Source organism: Thalassotalea sp. ND16A, assembly GCF_000764205.1.
Lineage (GTDB): Bacteria > Pseudomonadota > Gammaproteobacteria > Enterobacterales > Alteromonadaceae > Thalassotalea_A.
Window position 1 is genome coordinate 19,410 of the sequence record NZ_JQDZ01000072.1, and the last position, 23,294, is coordinate 42,703.

At 36.8% G+C, this 23,294-nt stretch carries 15 protein-coding genes; all 15 read left to right on the forward strand.

Going from position 1 to position 23,294, the window contains the following annotated elements; genetic code table 11:
• Positions 1-297 precede the first annotated feature (297 nt).
• The 15 genes from ND16A_RS07420 to ND16A_RS07350 all read left to right on the forward strand — a co-directional run bounded on the left by ND16A_RS07420 (position 298) and on the right by ND16A_RS07350 (position 23,288).
• Positions 298-3,750, forward strand: coding sequence for a Calx-beta domain-containing protein (locus tag ND16A_RS07420; RefSeq protein WP_033078002.1), 3,453 nt, complete (start codon positions 298-300; stop codon positions 3,748-3,750).
• A gap of 1,493 nt (positions 3,751-5,243) precedes the next feature.
• The gene (locus ND16A_RS07415; RefSeq protein WP_033078003.1) at positions 5,244-5,675 is read left to right on the forward strand and encodes an arsenate reductase/protein-tyrosine-phosphatase family protein; all 432 of its coding nucleotides are present in this window, start codon (positions 5,244-5,246) and stop codon (positions 5,673-5,675) included.
• A 261-nt stretch (positions 5,676-5,936) separates the two neighbouring features.
• Positions 5,937-6,299, forward strand: coding sequence for a four helix bundle protein (locus tag ND16A_RS07410; RefSeq protein ID WP_033078004.1), 363 nt, complete (start codon positions 5,937-5,939; stop codon positions 6,297-6,299).
• A 210-nt stretch (positions 6,300-6,509) separates the two neighbouring features.
• Complete coding sequence (locus tag ND16A_RS07405) at positions 6,510-7,646, forward strand: polysaccharide export protein (RefSeq protein ID WP_033078005.1); 1,137 nt, start codon at positions 6,510-6,512, stop codon at positions 7,644-7,646.
• Between the two features lie 404 nt (positions 7,647-8,050).
• Positions 8,051-10,309 (forward strand): polysaccharide biosynthesis tyrosine autokinase, encoded by a 2,259-nt coding sequence (locus ND16A_RS07400; protein ID WP_033078006.1) that lies wholly within the window; start codon positions 8,051-8,053, stop codon positions 10,307-10,309.
• Positions 10,310-11,115: 806 nt separating this feature from the next.
• The gene (locus ND16A_RS07395) at positions 11,116-12,420 is read left to right on the forward strand and encodes an oligosaccharide flippase family protein (protein ID WP_033078007.1); all 1,305 of its coding nucleotides are present in this window, start codon (positions 11,116-11,118) and stop codon (positions 12,418-12,420) included.
• Complete coding sequence (locus ND16A_RS07390) at positions 12,420-13,670, forward strand: O-antigen polymerase (protein WP_033078008.1); 1,251 nt, start codon at positions 12,420-12,422, stop codon at positions 13,668-13,670. Before ND16A_RS07395 ends, ND16A_RS07390 begins: the two co-directional genes overlap by 1 nt.
• Before the next feature lie 23 nt (positions 13,671-13,693).
• Complete coding sequence (locus tag ND16A_RS07385; protein ID WP_033078009.1) at positions 13,694-14,599, forward strand: glycosyltransferase family 2 protein; 906 nt, start codon at positions 13,694-13,696, stop codon at positions 14,597-14,599.
• Between the two features lie 3 nt (positions 14,600-14,602).
• Positions 14,603-15,997 (forward strand): glycoside hydrolase family 76 protein, encoded by a 1,395-nt coding sequence (locus ND16A_RS07380; RefSeq protein ID WP_033078010.1) that lies wholly within the window; start codon positions 14,603-14,605, stop codon positions 15,995-15,997.
• Positions 15,975-16,928, forward strand: coding sequence for an NAD(P)-dependent oxidoreductase (locus tag ND16A_RS07375; protein ID WP_052073137.1), 954 nt, complete (start codon positions 15,975-15,977; stop codon positions 16,926-16,928). The genes ND16A_RS07380 and ND16A_RS07375 overlap by 23 nt, the downstream gene beginning before the upstream one ends.
• 440 nt (positions 16,929-17,368) lie before the next feature.
• Complete coding sequence (locus tag ND16A_RS07370) at positions 17,369-18,421, forward strand: Gfo/Idh/MocA family protein (RefSeq protein ID WP_033078011.1); 1,053 nt, start codon at positions 17,369-17,371, stop codon at positions 18,419-18,421.
• Positions 18,422-18,424: 3 nt separating this feature from the next.
• Positions 18,425-19,960, forward strand: coding sequence for a hypothetical protein (locus ND16A_RS07365; RefSeq protein WP_033078012.1), 1,536 nt, complete (start codon positions 18,425-18,427; stop codon positions 19,958-19,960).
• 290 nt (positions 19,961-20,250) lie between these two features.
• Entirely contained in the window at positions 20,251-21,384 is a 1,134-nt protein-coding gene (locus ND16A_RS07360) for a glycosyltransferase (protein ID WP_033078013.1), read from the forward strand.
• A gap of 8 nt (positions 21,385-21,392) precedes the next feature.
• The gene (locus ND16A_RS07355) at positions 21,393-22,409 is read left to right on the forward strand and encodes a polysaccharide biosynthesis protein (protein WP_033078014.1); all 1,017 of its coding nucleotides are present in this window, start codon (positions 21,393-21,395) and stop codon (positions 22,407-22,409) included.
• A gap of 9 nt (positions 22,410-22,418) precedes the next feature.
• Complete coding sequence (locus tag ND16A_RS07350) at positions 22,419-23,288, forward strand: dTDP-4-dehydrorhamnose reductase family protein (protein ID WP_033078015.1); 870 nt, start codon at positions 22,419-22,421, stop codon at positions 23,286-23,288.
• The last annotated feature ends 6 nt before the right edge of the window (positions 23,289-23,294 follow it).

Consider the following 23,294-nt stretch of genomic DNA (forward strand, 5'->3'; position numbering starts at 1 on the left):
CTTCAGTCTCGCGTTATTGCGTAGCAACCTATCTTAAGTATTTTCAATTCATATTGTGGTTAGTTGTAATCTCCGTAATTTCAATATTGCCAGGCTGTAAACTTGATTTTAAGCTTCTACTACTAACATCGTTACTGCGCTTTTAAGTGAAACGCCTAAAGTTGTAACTATTTGTATTGGACTTGTTATTTTATGTGTCTGTAGCCCTTGTAATTGTTAATTAGGTTGCATAGAATGTTGCAAACTAATAATAACTTTTTGATACGGATATAAATCTTCGTTGAGGGAATAACTAATATGCGCTTTACAAAACGTTCAAAAGCATTGCCGATAATGCTGATGTCTTGCTCTGTCCTGTTATCGGGGTGTGATTTTTTTGATAACGACAAAGTTGATGAAAAACTTGTCCCGGTAGAACCGAAAGATCCAGTTATCGTTGAACCTGAAGATCCAACGTTACCTGCTTCTTCACAATTAATTGTTACCATAAACAATGCCGGCACCAACGCCAGTGTGCCTGCCGGTACATTAACTGTGGTAGATGATAACTTAGCCATTATTGCCGACGGCGATAAACAGGTTAGTTTTAATAACGGCGAAGCGGTTATCAGCATTAGCCAAGAGCTTTTGCTTGATAATGACAACAATGGCTACCCCGATTTTGCCGGGCAGTTAACTCTGGCGGTGAATGCCAGTGGCTATTTACCGACTAACAGCAAAGTGGTTATCGATGTTTATGGTGATAATACCGCAAGTATCGATTTAGTCGAGTTAAGTGCTGACACAGCACCGCTTGGTGTAGACTTTGTTACCGAAAGTGTCGATTTAACCACGGTAGAGCCTATTACCAATGAAGACGGCGTAAGTGTTATTGCCGTTTCCACCGATTCTGAGCTTGGCAATAACGTCAATTTGGAAATCCCGGTGGATGTGGTATTACTGGATGACAATGGCGACGCGTTAGACACTTCTAAATTAGAAGTGGTACTAACCTCATTTGACAGCAGTGTTGAAGATGCTGCCAGCCTTCTACCTGGCGGCTTAGTCACGCAAGTAGCCAATGCCACCGAACTGGCCACGGCATTAACCGATGGTGACAGTGCAGTAAGTGCGAGTGAAGCCGCAGAAGTGCGTTTTGTTTCCGCCGGTTTTGTTGCCATTGAATTAACCGCCGGTGAGCAAAAAGCCAGCACCTTAAATTCTTTAGAGCCAATTCAAGTGGATATTCCACTGGCAAGCAATGTTATCAACCCAACTACCGATACCTTTGTTGCCGAAGGCGATATTATTCCAACCTGGAGTTTGTCTGAAGGCGATGCCGCTTGGCGTTATGAAGGCGATGGCACAGTAGCACTGGATGATAACAATAACTTAATTGTTAACATGGCACTTACCCATTTATCCTATTACAACCTGGCCTGGGCCGATGTCGAGCAGTCTTGTTCTGGCTCTATTCGCATTGTTGATGTTAATGGCGACCCTTACCCGGTTAAAGGTGAAATTACCTTAAACAATGATCGTGCATCGTTAACCGATAATTACAATGGTGCCGCCGATGGCGTATATACCTATGTCGACTTACCCGATGAACCAACTACCTTTACCTTTACCGGCACAACCAGCTCAAGCAAATTAATTGCCGATAAAACCTCGGTAACGTTAGTCGAAGGCGGCAGCATCGATACTGACTTTGTGGTGATCACCGGTATCGATTTATGTGAGTCTTCAGGCTCTACTATTACCTTACAACAAAGCGAACAACCGTCGCCGGTTATTGATGTGGTTTATGCAAATAACTACTCGGTGGAAGGTGACAGCGAAAACAGCGTGGCCGAAATTAAGCTACGCTTGCTTGATGCGCCAGAAGAAGCGGTGAGTTTTACTTATTCTTTACAACCGGCACCAGAGGGAACATTCCATTCTTATCACGTTGCCGCAGTAGACGGTGTTGATATTAATGCCATCGCCAGTGAAGTGATCACTTTTGCTCCGGGCGAAACTGAAAAAGTTATCAGCATCGACATTTTAGCCGATACCATGATTGAAGAGCGTTACAAGTATTATCAAGTGCAATTGACTAATGCCCAGGGTGCCATTTTTGAGCGTGGTTTAGACAGCCTTACTTTTACCGGCCGAATTCGTGATAACGATGCGGTTTACATCAGTGATTTTAAAATTCTTTCTGCCGATGAAGCCTCTGGCAAATTAATGTTTGAAATTACCACCGAAGATCCGGTGCCTACCGGCATTAAAAACTACAAGCCATATGCATGGGTTATATTTAAAGACGAAGAAGTAAGCTCGGCAGAATACATTTTAGATTATCACTTTTCTTACGAAACGCCTGGTTACAATTACCACAATTACTTTGTAAAAAGAGTAGACCTTACTCCTGGTGAAAGTGTATTTACCGCCAGCATTGATATCAGAGACGATCAAGATGTTGAAGGTGATGAGACCTTAACTGCAACATTGTCTGCTTACGACTTGGTGAAGATTAAAGATACGGTTAGCACTGAGCAACAAGTGGTGATCATCGATAATGATACGTTACCCGCTGCACCAACAAGTTTTACTGTGGTTCAATTTGGTGACGATGAATTATGGGAAGGTGCGAAGACCAACTTGTTAGTGAGTTTAGATACTGCCCCAGTTACCGCGCTTAGTCTTGATTACACCACCACCATCAACGGCAATGTAACCACCACCGCGCTTAACTTTGCTGCGGATCAAAGCAGTATGTTAGTAAGCGTTGGTGTCGCTGACGATAATGTAGTGAGCTTTGATTACGACATGCAAGCGACAATCAGTTCAACCACCTTAAACGGTGATTATGACAATACCTTTACTATTATCGACAACGATGTGCACTGGACCAGCTTATACGTTGATCAAGATGCGTATGAAGTAGTGGAAGGTCAGACCGCTGAAGTCGACTTTAATTTAAATTATCGTTCAACCCATGCGCCGATTATTTTAACCAGTAATATCAGTGTAACCGACAATAGTACGGCCACGAAAGACGTTGACTTTACCATCGCTGAAGGCGGTACAGGTTTTACTGGCGAAGAACAACAGAATGCCGTTACGGTTGCTGTATTGGACGATGAGTTGTCTGAGCCAAGTGAAATTGTTGAGCTGGCCATTGATATCACCAATATTTCTACCCCGGGCAAAACCATTATCGACTTTGAAAACGACTGGCTCTACGTCAATACCAGTGATAACGTTGATGATCTACAGACCATTTACAAGCAATTGATCATTGGCAATGATGATTTAGCGCTAATGTTTATTAAAGACGCTGGTGTATTAAACCTGGAAACCAACACCGACAGCTTTGCTGAACATAGTATTCCGGTAACCATTGAAGTTAGCGGTGTGGCTGAGTTAGATTTAGCTATTAGCTTTGACTTAAAAACCATTGATGGCAGCGGTCAAAAAGGGGTTCACTTTGGTGACGTCCCGGCAACGGTAACCATTCCAGCCGGCGAGTCTAGTGTAACCTTTGACGTTCCGGTATTAAGTGTTAGCGTAGCCAATGCTGGCATAACTGATGAGCTGTTCACGAATGAAATTAACTTCAACGTGAATATGAAACTGTCTGCGGCCAGCCGCACAGCGTTTGACGACAATGGCATCGATTTTGTAGTATCAAAAGCCGATACCATACTGGCAATTGGCTACAAATACATAGATCCAGAAGCTGTAACTGGCGCTACTGGTGGCAATGGTGGCAATGGTGGTTAACCACTAATTGAGCTCAAGCTAACTACGTAAAAGGCTGGTGTGAACCAGCCTTTTTGTTTACTAAACAATACCCTTCACCAGTACGACCTAACCCAAGCCATTACCAACCCAAAGTCATTACCTAAACTTTAGGGAACGCCAAATGATTTAATCAAGTTGGTAAAAGGCAAAGAGCGAAAAATAGGCATTCTATTGTCTTAAAAGAGTATTTTAGATTTATAGTGCCGTTAACTTCAGCGTAAAAGTACGCTTTAGCCTGGTAAGTGTAGCTAGATTGAAAGCATTGAATGGCTATGGGTAATTACCCATAGCCAGCCGCTGTCACAATCGACTATAGAATTCTACTCGCCAAAACAGGTGGTGCCGCTGGCTCAAGTTCGGGTGGGGAAGCCCTAAGTGGATTTTAGCTACAGCAGGTAGAAACTAAAGCACCGTAACTTTTATTTGCGGCGTTTTTTGGGAAGCCACCAGTCAAAATCTATTTTTTAAAAGTACATTCACTAGTAATTACGCACTGGCTCATTTATAATAGCCGCCATTAAAATGACCGCATAATTAATACTCTCGATCATTTTAATTACGGCAATGCTGACTTGTTAAATAGAATGAACTTAGCTGTTAAGTAAACAGCAAGTAAAGTTAATGTTAGTTATAGGTAACAATCAGCAAAACCCGAAAAAAAGCGAACCGACTTAAGTGGGTCCTAACCCGTAAGTCGAAAAAAGCAAAACAGGTTTAACAACGAAACCTGGCAAGGATGAATTGTAGATTTAGCAAAAATCTCAACGGTAAAAAATGACAGGGAATTAAGTCGATATCAAAAAAATCTTTATTTCCCAATCAGTTATTCTCTACACTATGAGCAACAATACAAATATTGATGCCGTTCGTGCTAAAAGTGCCGTTTTGCATAGTAATAAAAACGCTGACAAAAAACAGGGAAAACACTAAATCTAGGGCGAAAATAGTAGTAAAAGTACGGCAAAATCATTAAAATAGCTGACTTGAAATTATAGATGTTGGCGGGGTTTAAACCTCGCATTAAAGCAAACCCGTTTTAACCAAACGGCTTTGCAAAAAAATAATAAGAAGTTAAAACCAAAGCCTAAAAACTACCCTTTAACTTTATTAAACTAGTAACGAAACCTAACACCTTCGTTTCTAGCAATTCGTGCTTAATTTGTTAAGCCACAAAAACTGAATTTATGCCTTTTGGAGCCAAACCAATGGGCGGAAGCGTGCCTAAAGCAAGTTGGCGAAGTTTCAACCAATAAGGTTGGCGGGGTTTCAACCTCGCGTAATTATCGCAACGCGGTAACTAAAAGATTAAAAAATCTTCTAATTTTTACTTAAACCTAAATAATTGAACCTAATCTAATGTTTAAAATAAAAGGAAAATATCGAGCACAACGATACTAAAAAATAAACTTAGTTCTTAGTTCTTAGTTCTTAGTTCTTAGTTCTTCGTTCCTCGTTCCTCGTTCCCAGCGCTTATGTTCCATAACATTTTAACAATCTGCATCGGTAACATTTGCCGCAGCCCAAGCGCCGAAAGAATACTGCAAAAGTTCCTGCCGCTTAAAAACATAACGTCAGCAGGCATTGGCGCATTAGTTGATAAAGGCATTGAACAGCATGCAGCTCAGCTGCTAGCAACCAACAACTTCAACGCTGAAAACCACAAAGCCCGGCAAGTAAGTAGCAACATTATCAACGATGCCGAGTTAATCCTGGTAATGGAAAAACAGCATCAACAAATATTAATGCAAAAATACCCCGCAGCATCAGGAAAAATTATGCTACTGGGCAAATGGAATAGTGAAGAAGAAATTCCAGACCCATACAAAAAAAGCCAGCAAGCATTCGACCACGCGTTTATGCAAATAGAAAAAAACTGCGAAGCCTGGGCCGAAAAACTTAAATAAGTAAGTAGACAAAAACATATAAAATTAGAAACTGATAGTTCCTAGTTCCTAGTTCCTAGTTCCTAGTTCCTAGTTCCTAGTTCCTAGTTCCTAGTTCCTAGTTCCAAGATTAAAATAAATCAATAAAACATAATAGATAAAGAACACTGAACAAGAACAGGACAACTAAACCGAAACAGCTTAGTTCCAAGTTCCTCGTTCCTCGTTCCAATTTTTCAACTATCCTTAAATAACAGGAAGCATGTATTTAAGGATGAAAACATGAAATTCGAACAACTAAACGTATGGAAGCGATCTTCCACCTTAGCTTGCAAAGTTTATCTAGAATTAAAATCTTGCCGTGATTACGGCTTTAAAGATCAAATAACTCGTTGCTCCCTCTCAATCCCTTCAAACATAGCCGAAGGAGAAGAAAGAGAAACGCCAAAAGAATCAGCAAGGTTCCTGTATTATGCCAAAGGCTCCGCAGGCGAATTAGTTACACAACTTTATATCGGCATTAAAGTTGGTATTATCGATTCAAAACTCGGTTTAGAATTAGTAAACGAAACCAAAATAATAGCCTTTATGCTTGGTCAAATGATAAAGAAACGCACAGACCAACCATTAAAGAAAAAGTTTTAAAAAGAAAGCTAGAAAAGAACACAGAACAAGAACAACACAACTAAACCATAAACAACTTAGCTCCAAGTTCTCAGTTCCACGTTTCTAGCTCCTTAACCGCTTTAAAAAAAATTAATAAAACATAACGGATAAAGAACACTGAACCCGAACAGCACAACTAAACCATAAACAACTTAGTTCCTAGTTCCCAGTTCCACGTTCCAAATAACTATGACAACAAAAAACAATTTTAAATTACTCACTATCGCATTACTAACAACATTCTTAACTGCCTGTACCATAGTCCCTGGTGGACACGTAGATAATGTAGAACTAAAAGATAACGAAGAAGCATTCGACATATCGCCACAAGTAAATGCCAAATTCATTACCCCAAAAGTATTGGCAGAGCTTAAACAAGCAGAGCCCAAAGCTAGCTTAAATAAAAAACTCGACTCGCAAGTAGCCGATTACAACTACATAATAGGTAAAGGCGATGTATTAAGCATTACCGTATGGGATCACCCAGAACTTACTATTCCTGCAGGGGAATTTAGAAGTGCAGGCGAAAGCGGTAACGTAGTACACTCTGATGGTACGCTTTTCTACCCATACATAGGCAAAGTAAAAGTTGCCGGCTTAAAAGTTACTGAAGTAAGAAACTTAATCAGCAAACGTTTAAGCCGTTACATTGAAAACCCACAAATTGATGTCGCAGTAGCTGCATTTCGATCACAACGTACCTTTATCACTGGTGAAGTAAAACAACCGGCAGTTTTGCCAATTACTAACGTACCAATGACCCTTTTAGATGCGTTGAATGCCAGCGGTGGCATCAGCCCATTAGCCGATTGGCGCTCAGTAGTATTAACCCGGGCAACAGCTAAAGGCGCAACTGAAGAAAAGTTAGATTTATACGCCCTTTATCAAAAAGGCGACATGAGCCAAAACCGACTTATTCAACACAACGACATTATTCACGTGCCACGTAACGATGCGTTAAAAGTTTTTGTAATGGGTGACGTAAAACAAGCGCAAACACAAACATTAAGCAGGGCAGGCTTAACCTTAGCCGAAGCATTAAATAACACCGGTGGCATGAGTGAAACTACCGGTGATGCCAGCGGTATATTTGTACTTAGAGCAAGCACTGAAAAAGACAAATTAGTAGACGTATTCCAATTAGATGCATCAAACGGCGCCATGTTACTACTAAGCACCCAGTTTGAATTAAAACCACTAGACATCGTATACGTAACCTCAGCACCAGTAGCCCGTTGGAACCGCGTAATAATGCAATTATTACCAACATTCACCAGCATCCGCTACATGAGTGATATCCGTAACGATATCTTAGACGATAGATAAAATCGGTTGGTAATTTATTTCGAACGCAACTTGATAATAAATTGCCCTTAAACAAGATTGGCGGGGTTTTAACCTCGCGTAATTGCGCAAGCAACCAAACCTAAGGCCATTTCGCTTAATCGCGACACTTTATTTTCACCAAAAAGAAATATGATTAGATCTCCAAATTATTCAGAGATCTAAAAACTAAAAATAAAACAAGAAAAGAAACCAGCTCGCACCCCGAACAGGATTTCTTAATAAATAAAACAAAACGAACCAGAAACAGTAAACCAGGCCATAGTTCCTAGTTCCTAGTTCCTAGTTCCTTTTATTAAAAAGGATAAGAGTAAAAAAGAACCCGAAACAGTAAACTAGGTTACACCTTGTTCCTCGTTCCAAGTTCCTAACTCCTTCATTTACCTATGTCAGAAACTAAAGAAAAATCACAAAAAACACGCGTACAAGATAACAGCGCAAATGATGAAATCGACTTAGCCCGTTTATTTGGTCTATTGCTCGATAGCAAGTGGCTAATCGTATCTGTTACTGCACTGTTTATGTTCATAGGTGTTTTTTATGCACTAATGGCAACGCCAATTTACAAAGCCGATGCACTCATTCAAATTGAAGAAAAATCGGCAGGCATGCCTGGCCTTGATAGTTTAGGTGAAATGTTTGCCACAGAATCAGAAGCCGTTACCGAAATTGAACTGATGAAATCTCGCTACGTCATCGGCCAAGCCGTAGACGAAGTAAAATTAGACGTAGTTGCTACACCTAAATATTTTGGCAGCTTAGGTAAATTCTTCGCCCGACGATACACCCGTATTAGTAAAGTTAGCTTTAACCAACCATGGCTAGCAAGTTTTACCAGCGACTCATACGCTTGGGGCGGTGAAGTGATCAATGTCGCAAGCTTAACTGTACCAAAAGGCCTAGAAGAAAAAGCGTTAACCATTACTTATTTAGGGAATAATAAATTTAACCTGTTGCTAAACGAACAGCACATTTTAACGGGTACAGTAAACAACATTGCGCAATCAGCAACGGGTGATATTAAAATATTGATTACCGACTTATCAGCAAATACCGGCACCGAGTTTTTGGTGACCAAACGAAACCGTATAGAAGCCATCAAAGATTTACAAAAGAGTTTAAGCATATCTGAAAAAGGTAAGCAATCGGGCATTTTATACCTTGCCATTGAAGGGCCGGATAAAGCACTTGCCGAAAAAACCTTAAATGCGGTAAATGCGGCGTACTTGCTGCAAAACGTACAACGTATGTCGGCAGAAGTGCAAAATTCAATCGATTTCCTAGATCAAGAACTGCCAAGCATTAAAGATAAATTGGAAACTGCAGAAAGTTTATTAAATAACTACCGCTTAGAGAATGAGTCGGTTGACTTATCGCTTGAAACCCAATCAATACTAGAGCAAATAGTGGTACTTGATACGCGCTTACATGAGCTGTCTTTTAAGGAAGCCGAAATTGCGCAACGTTTTACCAAAGAGCACCCAAGTTACGTCTCGCTTAACAAGAAGAAAGAAGAATTAATAGCCCAGAAAAAGCAGTTATCTACTTCGGTGAAAGGGTTACCAGAAACCCAACAGCAAATTTTGCGTTTAACCAGAGACGTGGAGGTAAATCAACAAATTTATCTTTCCCTTTTAAACAATGTTCAACAATTAAAAGTTGCCAAAGCCGGTACTGTGGGCAACGTGAGAATTATTGATGAGGCTCAGGTGGCAAGGTTAGCCGTAAAACCAAAAAAATCACTGATTGTGGTATTAGCAACTTTGCTAGGCGGTATGTTCTCAGTGGCTTTTGTATTAATTAAAGCGGCATTTCATCGCGGTGTTACTAACCCACAAGACTTCGAAGATATTGGCTTAACTGTATACGCGACTATTCCTGTGTCAGATACGCAGTCAAAATTTTTAGACAAACGAAAGCTAAAAGAAAAGCTCAGCCATAAAGTTGGCAGAAAAAAACTTAAAGTACCAGAAATTCTAGTAGCCAAAGAAAACCCAACCGACTTAGCTGTAGAAGCAATCCGATCGTTACGCACCAGCCTGCACTTTGCCATGCTCGAAGCGAAAAATAATATTGTGATGATCTCTGGTGCCAGCCCAACAGTGGGTAAATCGTTTGTTAGCGCTAACCTTGCTACAGTACTTGCGCAAGCCGGACAAAACATACTGATTATTGATGCCGATATGCGTAAAGGCTATGTACAAAAGCTTTTTGAACAAAATGCAGAAAACGGTTTGTCGGAATACTTAATAGGTGATAACGATTTAAGCAGCTCCATTAAGCAAACAAAAATTGAAAATCTAAGCGTGATCACCCGCGGTAAAATACCACCCAACCCGTCAGAATTATTAATGGGGCAGCGCTTTACCGAGTTACTCGAACAAGTAAAAAATCAATACGATTTGATCATTATAGATACACCACCGGTCTTAGCGGTAACCGATGCGTCAATTATTGGCCATCAAGTAGGTACATCGCTAATGCTGGCAAGGTTTAATCAATCATCATTAAAAGAAATTGCTGCAGCAGCACATCGTTTTGAACTTAATGGTGTAGATATTAAAGGCATTATCTTTAACGCAGTAGAGAAAAAGGCGAGTAGTTATTATGGTGATTATGGTTACTATAACTACGAATACAAGTAGCAAAACCTCTTGCCTAAGGCGTTCGCAAAAGCCCTCTTTATTAGACGCGCCGTCATCCCTCCGTGCTTTTGGGTGGGAACTTTTGAATCCCGATGTGGTTATAAAACGATAAAAAACAAGTCTCAATGACGACAATTTTCGTCTCATACACAAAATGTCTCTGAGTTTCGGTGTTGAAAAGAATCAACAGACATTCCTACGGAACGAAATAACTTCTCTTTGAAGTTTTTAACAGGTAATTGAAGACTACGTGCTTGTATTAAAAGATACCGCCATTTAATTATGTTTTAGACGGAAACTCTTTAATTTAACACGAGCCTTTAACAAGAGTTATTCAACCATCTACCTCGCGAAAAGTTTTGTCTTAAAGCTAAATTAAATCAGAGTTTTAATATTGGCATTGGTCAATATTTACAACAATATAAAGCATAAAGTTCGAGTTGTATCATTAATAGTTGAGTGACGAAATTCAACAGTTTTTCAATCTGCAGATTGTTTGTATATTATGTTACTTATGAGACATGCAGACTGAAGCATGAACTATTTCGATATAAAAGTGCCTTATAAAGGTCTGTATATTGATCTGAACATAAATTTACAATCAATTAGCTCTTTGTAAATATAACTGCTTACTGCCAAAACGAGAAAGTTCACAGACATCTTCTTATTAACTATTTGTGCAGCCAGTTTAGGCAATACTAGTAGTAGGTTTTGCATGAGATTAAATAAATTTAACCAGTTAGTATTATCATTCGAACTTACCTATTTGAAATGCTACGATTTAAAAACGTAATGAGGTATGAAATTTGAAAAATCGAAGTTTCATTCGTAATTTAACTATGCTTTTTTCAAGTCAAGTTATTGTAATGATTTTAGGTTTACTAACACAGATTATTATTGCTAGACTTCTACTTCCTGAGGGGAGAGGCATTTATGCTATATGCATAATGTTTGCTTCAATGATGAGTGTTATTACTTATATGGGGAATGAATATGGGATACGTTATCTACTACTTAAGAATAATATAAATATACAGCAGGCGTTTAGATATCTATTATTGACGGTCAGCGTTGCGTTAGCTTTTTCCATTGTGATTTTTTATTTAGTTAAAAATCTAGATATAGAATTTTTTAAAAGAGGAACAGAACAGCAATTTATTTTGGCTTTATTGTTTGGTTTTTCTCAAGTTATTTGCGTACAGGTAAATGTTTTTTTAACCATTCTTGGCAAATTTCGAAATGCATCAAAAATCTCTGCTGGGCTTGAATTTTTAAAATTGTTTTTTGTCATAATTGCCCTCCTTTTAGTTAGTAATGTAGAAGCAGCATTAGTTGCATCTATTTTATCCAATGTTTTAGTAATATTTGTATACATATATAAATACGAACTGTTGATTAGAAGTGATTCTTCGATCAATCGAACAGATATGTCATTTATATACAAATATGGGTTTAAATCGTGGTTTTTAACATTGAATAACTTCTCTAATCTTCATATGGGCACTTTAGTACTAAGTTTTTATGTGAGTAGCGTGAAATTAGGTATATACAGTATTGCTTTCGCACTTGTGTCCCGAGTGCAATTTATTCCTGATGTAATTAATAGAGTCATGGTGCCAAGAATTGCTGCAGAGGGAAAAACTGTAAAAGAAAGACATTTTGTGATCTTAATTTTTATGGTATTACTTTTCCTATGTTTAGGTGTGTTTTTCTTTTTGCTTCTGTTTTCTGATGATTTGGTATACCTATTATTTGGAGCTAGCTATCTCGAAGCTGTACCACTAGTTAAATTTTTATTTGCAGGTTTTGCTTTCAAGATATTATCAAAGCCTTTTGAAGCTTATTTCAATGAAATACTCGGCGAACCGTCAGTCATTGCAAAAATTCATTTGTTCACACTAATATTATTAATTGTTTTAATGAATATATTGGTACCTGAGTATGAATTAATCGGTGCTATCCTCACTAATATCGTTGTTTTCTTTATAGGGTTTATGTTGATATCAATTAGATTTACTATGCGCTTAGATAAGGGGGAATTAACTAAGCGAACTTTTCCTAGCTTAGTACTTTCTATAGGAGAGTTAATGAATAAGGTTGTCAAAAAGTGATGCTATTGTATGGAGCTATATTTGTTTCTTTGATTGTTATTATCAATCCATCTTTTTTCTCAGTATTTTTTGGTTTAGTATTTATCTTATTGCTTTGGTTAGGTGCTCGTGAAAAAAACCTATTAAATCCATATAATTTATTTGCATCTACTCCTCTAACCATAATCATATACAACAAAGAAATATCTACTTATTTTTTGAAACCTCTAAATGCTGAGGTTGGTATAGTGATGTTTTTAGGAATTGGTTTTTTTATCTTAGGTCTTTTAGCTGTAAAGAGAAAAAAACTTGTTATAGATAATGGGGTAGTTAATAGGCATTTCTGGGTTATTTTTATTGTAGGTTTAACGCCTCACCTTCTCGGGACTATCATCGCAGGCCTACCTATTTTCAATCAGGGGAATGTAGCACTTACCCGTGAAAGTTATTCGTTACCTATCATTTCCCAATTTAGTATATTTTTACCCATTTCAATTATAGTTGCTTTTCAGCAGAAAAGTACGTTAAAAATATTATTGTCCATATCAGTAACTTTGTTTTTTTCATTTGCTATATTGGCAAAGTTCTCAATTTTACTCGCCTTAATGTTTATTCTTTTTGGTTTATTAAAGTATGGTCATCAAAGTAGAATAGCATCAGTTATTAAGCTTACCATTATCCCTGTTGTATTATTAATTCCGATGTTATTTAGCTTTATTTTTGATGCCCGTAGTGAATTTGAGCAATCAGACTACCAATGGCGACAAAATATATCTACGGATGTGCCTATTTTAGAGCAGTATGGTGACTTTATCTACCTACCATATCTTTATTTGACTACTCCTTGGTCCAACTTAGCTCACAATGTTGAAATAAACGATAGCTATGACTATGGTTTGAGAACCGTCAAGCCATTAATATCTCTCCTTCAACTAGATGGTTTTGTTGAATATGAACCCAAACCTATATACCAATATCCAATGAACACTTATTCTTTCATTACTGACTTTTATTTAGATGCAGGAGGGGTTGGTGTTATTATACTTTCCTTTATCTTAGGACTGTTTGTTAAAAAAGCCTATCTATTTGGAACTTATGAAAAAGATTCTCTCAAAGATGGGTTGTGGGTAACGGTTGGTTTTGCAACTTTTATGATGTTTTTTAGTAATCATTTTACGTCTGTAGGATATCCACTTGTTACATTAGTTTTGATTATGTTTTATCAATTTGCCTGTCGAATTTTCAAAAACATAAACGCAAACATTCGTTAGGATACTTAGAATATGGTGCACAAATGAGTAAAGAGTTAGTCAGTATTATTATTCCAACTTATGGGATGCCTATTTTATTGGAAAAGACTATACAGAGTGTTTTTTTACAAAGCTATCAATATATAGAGCTAATTGTTGTTGATGACAATGACCCATCATCAAATGCGAGAACAACCACTGAAAAGCTAATAAAAAAATTTATCGAACAAGGTCATTGTATAAAATACATAAAACATAATAAGAATAGAAATGGTGCTGTAGCAAGAAACACTGGGTTAGAATATGCAAAAGGAAAATATATAGCATTTTTAGATAGTGACGATGAGTTCTATCCAGACAGAATTGAAAAGCTAGTGTCTGTAATTCAAAAATGTGATTCAAATACGCCAGCGGTATATACCGGGTGCGAGTTCTATAGAATGGGTAAGCGATACGCGAAATTTAGTTCTCCAAAGAGCGGGAATTTTTTAGTGGAAACTTTAGCTTGCAGTTTTATGTTTTGCACCGGATCAAATATATTTATCCGAAAAGAAGTGCTTGATGAACTGGCAGGTTTTGATGAAAGCTTTGAGCGGCATCAGGATTATGAATTTCTAGTACGATTATTTCAAAAATATTCAATTCATGCTGTTAGCGAAGTATTAGTTATAAAAAATAATGAGAATTTCAATCTTCCTGATGTAGAAAAAATGATAGCTATAAAAAAAGCATACATCGAAAAGTATATAGGCATTATTGATGGTCTTTCAAAGCAAGATAAAAAATTTATCTATCAAAAGAACTATCTATCAATTGCTGAACATGGGTTTAAGTCAAAGAAAAGAGGCGTAGCATTTACTTACTATCGAAAAGCCAACGCTTTGGGTTGGGTGAGTCTTCGTGAACAGATGCGTTGCTTTGTACTTTTTTTTTACAGTTGGGTACGTTAATTAATGATAAAACAATTTACTTATAAAGCTTACTGTACAGCCCATAAGCTAGCTAAAATTCTATTAAATCGCTACAAATCAACACTTCAATTTAGAATGGTTGATATCGATGAAAGCGATTTTTCAGACAGTGGGGAAGTTATTGTTTCGGTGGATAAAAGTCTTGTAAAAACTGAAAAGAATGACAGTTGTTTCGAAAAGAAATCTGTCTATCCCGTTGAAAATATAGTCCCAACAAGTACAAATAATCATCTGAAAAATTCATTCAAGAAGTCAAATTTGAAATTTAGCTATGGGATAGACCAAGAAAATTCAAGAGTGTATTGGGAGTCTTTTATATGCCGTTCGCGCATACCGCAAGGCTATAAAAACGAAGCTTTATATTATACTGGATTCATAGGAGGTACAAAGGGGTGGTGCCTACCTAGCTGGATTTGGACTAACGCTGCATTAGTCAAACATTATTGTCTTAGTGGTAATTATGATGAGGCAATTAAGATTGTAAAGTTACTGTCAAATCTGCAGTTGCCTTGTGGCGGTTGGGTAGTTCGTGATGATTATACAACTAAAGGACCTATGCCAATTGTTGCTCCAAATGATTCTGCATATATCGCAAATAATGCCTTCCTGGAATTATACAAAGTAACTAAAGATGATAAATATCTAAACATTGCAGTCAAATGTGCAGATTGGATTATATCTGTTGCTAGACCTGATGGATTGGTTTTTACTGGCTATGATGAAAGAAATGGAAAATGGATTACTAATCACATAATCGTAGATATTGGTTTCACTGCCGCTCTTTTTGCCAATATCTATGAAATTACTAAAGAAGTTCGATACAAAGCGTTTCTCGAAAAGTTTGTAGAAAGTTATGTTTCACTTTTCTTTGTGAGATCTAATTCTGGATTTGCGACTAGTATTGACTCTAACAATAATCCTAATTCTGGAATGTTTGCGCGTGGTCAGGCTTGGGCATTGGAAGGTTTAATTCCAGCTTATAAAGTGTTGCAGTCTCCTGAGCTAAAAGTTGTAATCGATAGTACGGTTGCAAATATCATAAGCTACCAGCTTCCCAATGGAGGGTGGCCATACAATTTCAAAAGACCTTTACTTGGGGAAGATTGCAAAGGAGTACCAATAATAGCAAAATCAATCTTAGACTGGGGCGAACTTTTTCCAAACGACTTTATTACGAGATCTGCATTCCAAGCCTTAAATTGGTGTAGAGAACATACAGGAGTTGATGGTGATGAAAAAGGAGGTATTTTTTCATATTGTATGGAAGGAGCAGTTGTGCACAATTTTTACACTTCAACAGCATTTGTTTACAGCTCTGCTTATGCTATCCAGTTAGAAGAATCTTTGGGGAATTATGAACTCAATTATAATCACTGAGAATATAACTGATGGCATTTGGTTAAAAGGCGCTCTTCGTGTCGCTTCCAAAACTTTATCATCCATAGAAAATATTTCTAAAGAAGAACTTTTGGCTTCCCCAGAGAAATATAAAGGTGTCAAATTTATATTCTCAACTTGGCATATGCCTGTCTTTAGCGAGTCCGAAATAAAGACATATTTTCCGCTTTTAAAATGTATTTATTATATTGCAGGATCTGTTGAGTACTTTGTTAAGCCTTTTGAAAGATGCGGGATAACTGTTGTGTCGGCTATTGAGGAGAATTCAGTTCCTGTTGCTGAATTCGTTGTTGCGCAGATCGTTTTGGCGAATAAAGGCGCTTTTGAATCTCAACGTTATTATAAAAAACCTTTTTGGAAATTAAGTTTCAGGCTTGCTAGACGATACCCCTCCCGTCGTGTTGGAAACTATAGAGCTAAAATTGGCCTTATAGGGCTTGGATGTGTAGGAGAAAAAGTTTTAAAGTTACTTCGGAGCTACGATTTTGAAATATATATTTGTGATCCTAAAGTTAGTGACATTAAGGCGAAGAACTTAGGGGCTGAGAAATGCGACTTAGTCGAGATGTTTAAACAATGTGATGTAATATCCAATCATCTACCCGATATAGTCTCGACCAAGGATATTTTAAATATTAAACTTTTCTCTTTAATGAAGACAAGTGCTGTGTTTATCAATACAGGAAGGGGGGCACAAGTAGTTGAAAAAGATTTAGTAAAGGCAATGCGCGATAAGCCTTATGCGAGCTCTTTACTTGACGTAACCCGAAGGGAGCCTCCATTACCTTGGTCACCACTTTTGCGGACAGCTAATATTTTTCTAACACCTCACATTGCTGGTAGCCAATCGTTTGAGTACCAGCGAATGGTTGATGCAATGGTTCGGGTATACGAGTCTACGATCGAATAGTATTCATTTAGGTTTGGAGTATAAAATAGAAGCTGAAACGTTTAGTAGACAAAGTATGTCTCTTGGAATTCAGTAAAAATAGATTAAATGGGTATTTAATTAAATAAATTGCGAATAGGAATAATTAGAATATAACTTGGTGCCATGCCATATATCGCCATCAGATTAGTAATCTTACTTGCATTGTTTTGGTTTCATGAAATCAAAACATCCTTAACGTTATTTTACATTTATTGTTAGGACTTTTTGTTTCAACTGTTAACAGAACTCAGGCGTATTAGATAAAATTTGAATGATGATTTGAAATTTCCAAGAGAACTTTATGTTTCTTAGAATGATTTAATCTCCAAAGTAACTAAACGCTAGTATAGGAAGACTCTGTTGAAACGGTTCTAGAGCTGGAACGTTTACAATTAGACATTTTAAGATAGGCAAACAAAATGAAATATTATTACATCAAACTTAAAAGGTATTTACTAAAAACACTGTTTAGTTTTGGAGTAATGCAAGTTAAAAAGAATCATCAACATATAAAATGGGGAGTCATAGGGCTGGGGTATATGGGGGAAACCCTCTCTTCAACTATAGATTTCTCTGTTTCAGGTCGAGTTGCTGCGGTTGCATCTCGTTCTAAAACCAAGGCAATTAAATTTGCTAAACGTCATGGAAATTGTAAGCCGTTTGGCAGTTATGAATCGATGATATTAGACGATACACTGAAACTAGATGTTATTTACATTTGTACCCCTCTTGAAACACACCGTGATCTGATTGAAAAATGCCTAATGGCAGGTAGAAATGTTATTTGTGAAAAACCTATTACTAATAATGATTCTGACCTCAAATATCTTGCAAAATTAGCATCAGATCAAAAATGCCTACTAATAGAGGCTATGTGGATGAATTGTCTTCCGACTTTTAGAAAAGCAGTAGAGCTGGTTGAAAGAGGTACTATTGGGCAGGTTCAGCTAGTTAGAGCAGACTTGAATAAACAGGAAATATACGACAGTCAACATCATTTGTCTGCGGGGGGAGTACTTGCTAATTATGGTGTTTATGCTCTCTCATTTATAACCTCATTTTTAAAAGGAATGCCTAAAGAATTTTCATCGGCAGTTCGCTATTCATCCTCGAATGTAGACACAAATTGGCATATACATGCGACAAGAGGCGAGGGAGTCGGGATAATAAATCTTTCATCAAACTTTTCTGCGTCCAGTAAAGCAATTGTGGCGGGAGATTCTGGTTCTATTGTGTGGGAAGCTCAATTTAATAGAACTAACACTATTACACTATATAATGAGGCTGGAACTGAAGTAGAGAAGTTTTCATATCACTATCAGTTTGAAGGGTTTGAGCATATGGTAGATGAAGTAGCACATTGTGTTTTAAATAATATGACAGAGAGTGAGTTAATGCCTTTAGAAAATTCAATTTCGGTTGCAAGATGGATGAATATGCTTTTGGAAAAGAATAAACAGGTGAGTTCTTAAGTTATGACCTTAGAAAATCGAATATCAAATATACGGGATATAGTTAGAGATGCTTGTAATTCATGGGTTAAGCCTGTGGGAAGTGAACGATTAGAATTTGTTGATCCTAATGATGGCGAAGAAATTTCAGCACACTATGGAGCGTCTCATTTTGCTGTGAGTCTCATTATAAATGGGCGTATGAACTCCGACCTAGATAGTTACGATAAAGGGGTCCTTTTACTTAGAAGTGTACTTGATGGCTGGGAAAATAACACACTTCTTAAGGACTTTCACTTCGATTTTAATAATTTTGCTTTATGCCTAGCGGAAGAATATCTGAAGACGGACGAAAACGATATAAGAAGTAATATCAGAAAAATAGTTATTCAGACAATTGATAGTAAACACTATACGGTTAATTGGTTGCCAATGCGCATGTATGTTAACCAAAAAAGGGGGCTATGGAGTGGTTCAGAGAAATTTAATAAGAATGTACTTTATTGTAAAGAGCTAATTAAGTCCGCTACAAATAGCGACGGAGGTATAGAGGATTGCCTTCCCAAAGGGCGAAGCTTTAATCTTCAATATAATGTTGCAACAGTCGCCTTACTCCAGTTTATTAACTGTAGAGGAGGGGAATTTGATATTTCGCGTGAACTTGGTTTTTTACTTGATAAAGTATTGCCAGACGGAGATATAAACTATCATGGACGAGGTGCAAATCAAATATTTGGATGGGGGTTGTGGATTTATTTACTATCATCTAGCGGAAGGCTCGATGAATTAACCCAAGCTTTAGATTTTCTGACAGAAAAGATCGAGATAACTGTTCGAAATCAAAACCTGATGCTAAACGATTGGCATGGAGAAGAAAAGTACTTGTGGTGGGACTACCACTATTGCTCGGTTTATAACGCGCATTTAGTATTTTGGTTATCACTTGCACTCCAAGACTATTGTAAAAAACCTGTTAAGCCTATTTACCCGAAAAAGTCTAGTACGGGAGTTCTAGTTACATCGAATCGTAATTATTTTTCTGTAAGCTTTGAAGGAAGAAGTGACTATTTAGCAGAGAAAGGTCCTATGTTGAGTGCATTATGGGTTAAGGGCTACGGTACTGTATTCAAATCAACTATGGGGCCATGGTTAGGGCTGTTTGGTAATAGATATTTGGAAGAATCAGTACTCAGGAATTATATAGGTTTGCTTTCGGTAAAACCGAATTTTAGTTTTCAAAATAATCGTGTTTTTCGGAGATTATCAAGATTTTTTGTGGATCGTCAGTCTATAAAATTCACTCCGTTATTTAATAATTTCAGAACGAGTATTGATAAAGATAAAATAGTCTTCACATATATTAATAGCGGTAACCAAAAAGCTATGTTTAATTTGCCTGTGATTCAGGGTCCTGGTGAATGTCCTGAATTTAGTCTGATTTTGGATGGCCGCCCATCGAAACTTAGGCTTGATATTAAATATAGAAATCAGTATGGATGGTGCAACCTTTATAAAAGCGAAGTATCAACGGCACGAGAATGGGTTCTTGTGGTTAAATAATCGTTTACTATTTTGTAGAAAAAGAATTATGTCTTTTTATATTATAATCCTGGAAAGGTCATGAATACACCGGAAATAAGGTTGTTTAATATCCCTTCCAATTAGGTCCTACTCTTAAGTGTCTATTAAATAATATCTATTAAAACGCTTGAATTGTATCCGATCTTATCTATAGGCTACAGAACAAATAAAAATTGAACATGCCTTGTCAAACATTCTAATGTTAGTTTTGGCAACTGTTTTTATCGGGCAAGAAGTTTCGTAATCTTTCCCTCTCTAAAGAGATTAACATGAAGAAAAAATTGCTAATAAATGCTGCAAATCTACATTTTGGTGGTGCAGTACAAGTCGCTACGTCATTTATTCAAGAATTGATTGAAATCATAATCGATACCCCAAAGGATTATGAAATTAATGTTGTAGTATCATCAGAAGTCGATTTAAACTTAAGGAAATTGGACTTAAAGTTAAGCTCGCTAAATTCATATGTAGTTCATGATATTTATGGTCTTAAGGCCGCGTTTATAATGAATAAGAATTTATTTCAAAAGTTTGATGTTTCATTTTCAGTATTTGGCCCTAATTATTTTAATATGAAGTCAAAGTATTCTATATGTGGTTTTGCACAACCCTGGATCATTTATCCTAATAATTCAGTATATGGAAATTTGAGTATAATAGATAAAATAAAAACTAAACTAAAGTTTTGGGTGCAATGGTACTTTTATAAGAAAAATAACGTTTTAATTGTTGAGTTGCCCCATGTTAAAACCTCTTTAATAGATAAGAAAGGTTTCAATCCAAACTCTGTAGCTGTCGTTGAGAATTGCTTTTCATCTATCTATGACAAATCCGAACTTTGGGATGAAATAAAATGGCCTATTGATAATACTAATTTTACTTTAGGTTTTATAGGAAGAGCTTACCCTCATAAAAATTTAATTGTATTGAATGAGGTTAATAAAATACTGTTGAAGAAATATAATTTGAATTTAAATTTTATTTTTACGCTGGAAGAGTCTGAGTTTAATGAATTGGGGTTCAATCACCAACGTAATTTCTATACCTGTGGAACGATAACCACTTCACAATGCCCAAATTTTTACAAAAAAATTGACGGGCTAATATTTCCAAGTTTGTTAGAATGTTTCTCTGCTACACCAGTAGAAGCAATGAAGATGAAAGTACCTGTGTTTGCATCTGAAAGACCATTTATAAGAGATTGTTGCGATGCTCACGCAATATATTTTGATCCTTTGAGCCCTGATAGTATAGCTGAACTTATTTATAAAAATCATAATAAGGATTTAGATTTAACTAAGATGGCTGGCAAAGCATATGAGCATGTAAATCATCTTCCAACGGCAAAGGATAGAGCAAAAAAATACTTAAACTTAATAGAAACTAAGCTAGATATTTCGTAGGAATCAAAATGTTCAAAAATAAAATATTACTTATAACAGGCGGAACAGGTTCGTTCGGCAATGCTGTACTAAATCGTTTCTTAGATTCAGATTTTTCGGAAATACGAATATTTTCACGTGATGAAAAGAAACAAGATGATATGCGTAAAAAATATCATAATCCTAAAATAAAATTTTATATAGGCGATGTTCGCAATTACGAAAGTGTTCTAACTGCAACTCGCGGTGTTGATTATATCTTTCATGCAGCTGCGTTAAAGCAGGTACCATCTTGTGAGTTTTATCCAATGGAGGCCGTTAATACGAATGTAGTTGGAACTAATAATGTTCTTGAAGCAGCGATAATTAATGGTGTGTCACGTGTTGTATGTTTAAGTACTGATAAGGCTGTTTATCCAATCAATGCTATGGGTATTTCAAAAGCCATGATGGAAAAGGTTATGGTGGCTAAAAGCCGTAACTTGGAAAAAACCAATACAGTTATTTGTGGTACGCGCTATGGCAACGTAATGGCTTCACGCGGCTCTGTCATTCCATTGTTTTTATCTCAAATAAAAGAAGGTAAACCATTAACAATCACTGATGACAACATGACTCGTTTTATGATGACATTAGAAGATGCCGTCGATTTAGTCATTCATGCATTCAAAAATGGTCAAAACGGCGATATATTTGTTCAAAAGGCGCCAGCAGCTACGCTAGATGTTTTAACTAAAGCTATTTTGAAGATTGCTAACTTACCAGAACACCCTGTAGAAATTATTGGCACTCGCCATGGTGAGAAGCTATTTGAAGCTCTATGTAGCCGAGAAGAAATGTTTGTAGCGGAAGATCAAGGTGAATACTTTAGGATCCCTTCGGATAATCGTGATCTTAATTATGAGAAGTTCTTTGAGGAAGGTGATGAAGAAATTTCTGAACTAGAAGACTACAACTCTCATAATACCGAAAGATTGGACGTTGATGGCATGGTTGAACTTCTTAAAAAGCTTAATCAAATTAACGTTTTTGAAGCTGAAAGTTAGGTTCATTAGATGAAAGTATTAATTATTGGCGCAACAGGCATGTTGGGTTATAGCCTATTTAGAAATCTCTCTGAATATTCGGCGTTAGATGTTTACGGTACTGTTAGAGCTACCAATGATAAAGAAAGCTATTTTTCTAAATTAGAGAGCAAGTTATTTAAAAGTATTGATGTTGAAAATTTAGAAACTCTCGAATCTGTAGTAAAAGAGCTTAAACCAAATGTTGTTTTAAATTGTATTGGTTTAATAAAACAATATGATTCAGCAAAGGTTCCTGTTGCAGCTATTAGAACTAATTCGCTGTTACCACACCAAATCGCAGCTATCTGCGATGAAAATAGCGCTAAGCTTATTCACTTTTCTACAGACTGCGTTTTTAGTGGGAAAAAAGGAAACTATGTTGAATCCGACATTCCTGATGCTAGCGATATTTACGGTAGGTCTAAATTATTAGGTGAGGTTGATTATAAGCCTCATTTAACGTTAAGAACTTCAATAATCGGACATGAATTAAGTTCAAATGTTAGTTTGATTGACTGGTTCTTATCTCAAGCTAAAGAAACAAAAGGTTTTTCTAAGGCCATATTTAGTGGATTGCCAACATGCTACGTAGCCAAGGTTCTGGTTGATAATATATTTACCAATACTAACTTAACTGGGCTATATCAATTAAGTGTTGACCCAATAGATAAATTTACATTGTTAAGCAAAGTCGCAAAGGTATATTCAAAAGAAATTACAATTCACGAATCTGATGAGCTTGAGATAGATCGCTCCTTGGACTCTAGTCGACTCCGAACTGCATCTAATTACTCACCATTAAGTTGGGACGAGCTGATTAATCTTATGCACACAGATTATTTAAAATACTATAAGTAACTCGCT

Bases quoted from the DNA above. Each gene is read 5' to 3' on its own strand.
- ND16A_RS07420 (WP_033078002.1), top strand. From the start codon at position 298: ATGCGCTTTACAAAACGTTCAAAAGCATTGCCGATAATGCTGATGTCT.
- ND16A_RS07375 (WP_052073137.1), top strand. From the start codon at position 15,975: ATGAACTCAATTATAATCACTGAGAATATAACTGATGGCATTTGGTTA.
- ND16A_RS07370 (WP_033078011.1), top strand. From the start codon at position 17,369: ATGAAATATTATTACATCAAACTTAAAAGGTATTTACTAAAAACACTG.
- ND16A_RS07350 (WP_033078015.1), top strand. From the start codon at position 22,419: ATGAAAGTATTAATTATTGGCGCAACAGGCATGTTGGGTTATAGCCTA.
- ND16A_RS07405 (WP_033078005.1), top strand. From the start codon at position 6,510: ATGACAACAAAAAACAATTTTAAATTACTCACTATCGCATTACTAACA.
- ND16A_RS07355 (WP_033078014.1), top strand. From the start codon at position 21,393: ATGTTCAAAAATAAAATATTACTTATAACAGGCGGAACAGGTTCGTTC.
- ND16A_RS07380 (WP_033078010.1), top strand. From the start codon at position 14,603: ATGATAAAACAATTTACTTATAAAGCTTACTGTACAGCCCATAAGCTA.
- ND16A_RS07415 (WP_033078003.1), top strand. From the start codon at position 5,244: ATGTTCCATAACATTTTAACAATCTGCATCGGTAACATTTGCCGCAGC.
- ND16A_RS07400 (WP_033078006.1), top strand. From the start codon at position 8,051: ATGTCAGAAACTAAAGAAAAATCACAAAAAACACGCGTACAAGATAAC.
- ND16A_RS07390 (WP_033078008.1), top strand. From the start codon at position 12,420: ATGCTATTGTATGGAGCTATATTTGTTTCTTTGATTGTTATTATCAAT.
- ND16A_RS07410 (WP_033078004.1), top strand. From the start codon at position 5,937: ATGAAATTCGAACAACTAAACGTATGGAAGCGATCTTCCACCTTAGCT.
- ND16A_RS07365 (WP_033078012.1), top strand. From the start codon at position 18,425: ATGACCTTAGAAAATCGAATATCAAATATACGGGATATAGTTAGAGAT.
- ND16A_RS07360 (WP_033078013.1), top strand. From the start codon at position 20,251: ATGAAGAAAAAATTGCTAATAAATGCTGCAAATCTACATTTTGGTGGT.
- ND16A_RS07385 (WP_033078009.1), top strand. From the start codon at position 13,694: ATGAGTAAAGAGTTAGTCAGTATTATTATTCCAACTTATGGGATGCCT.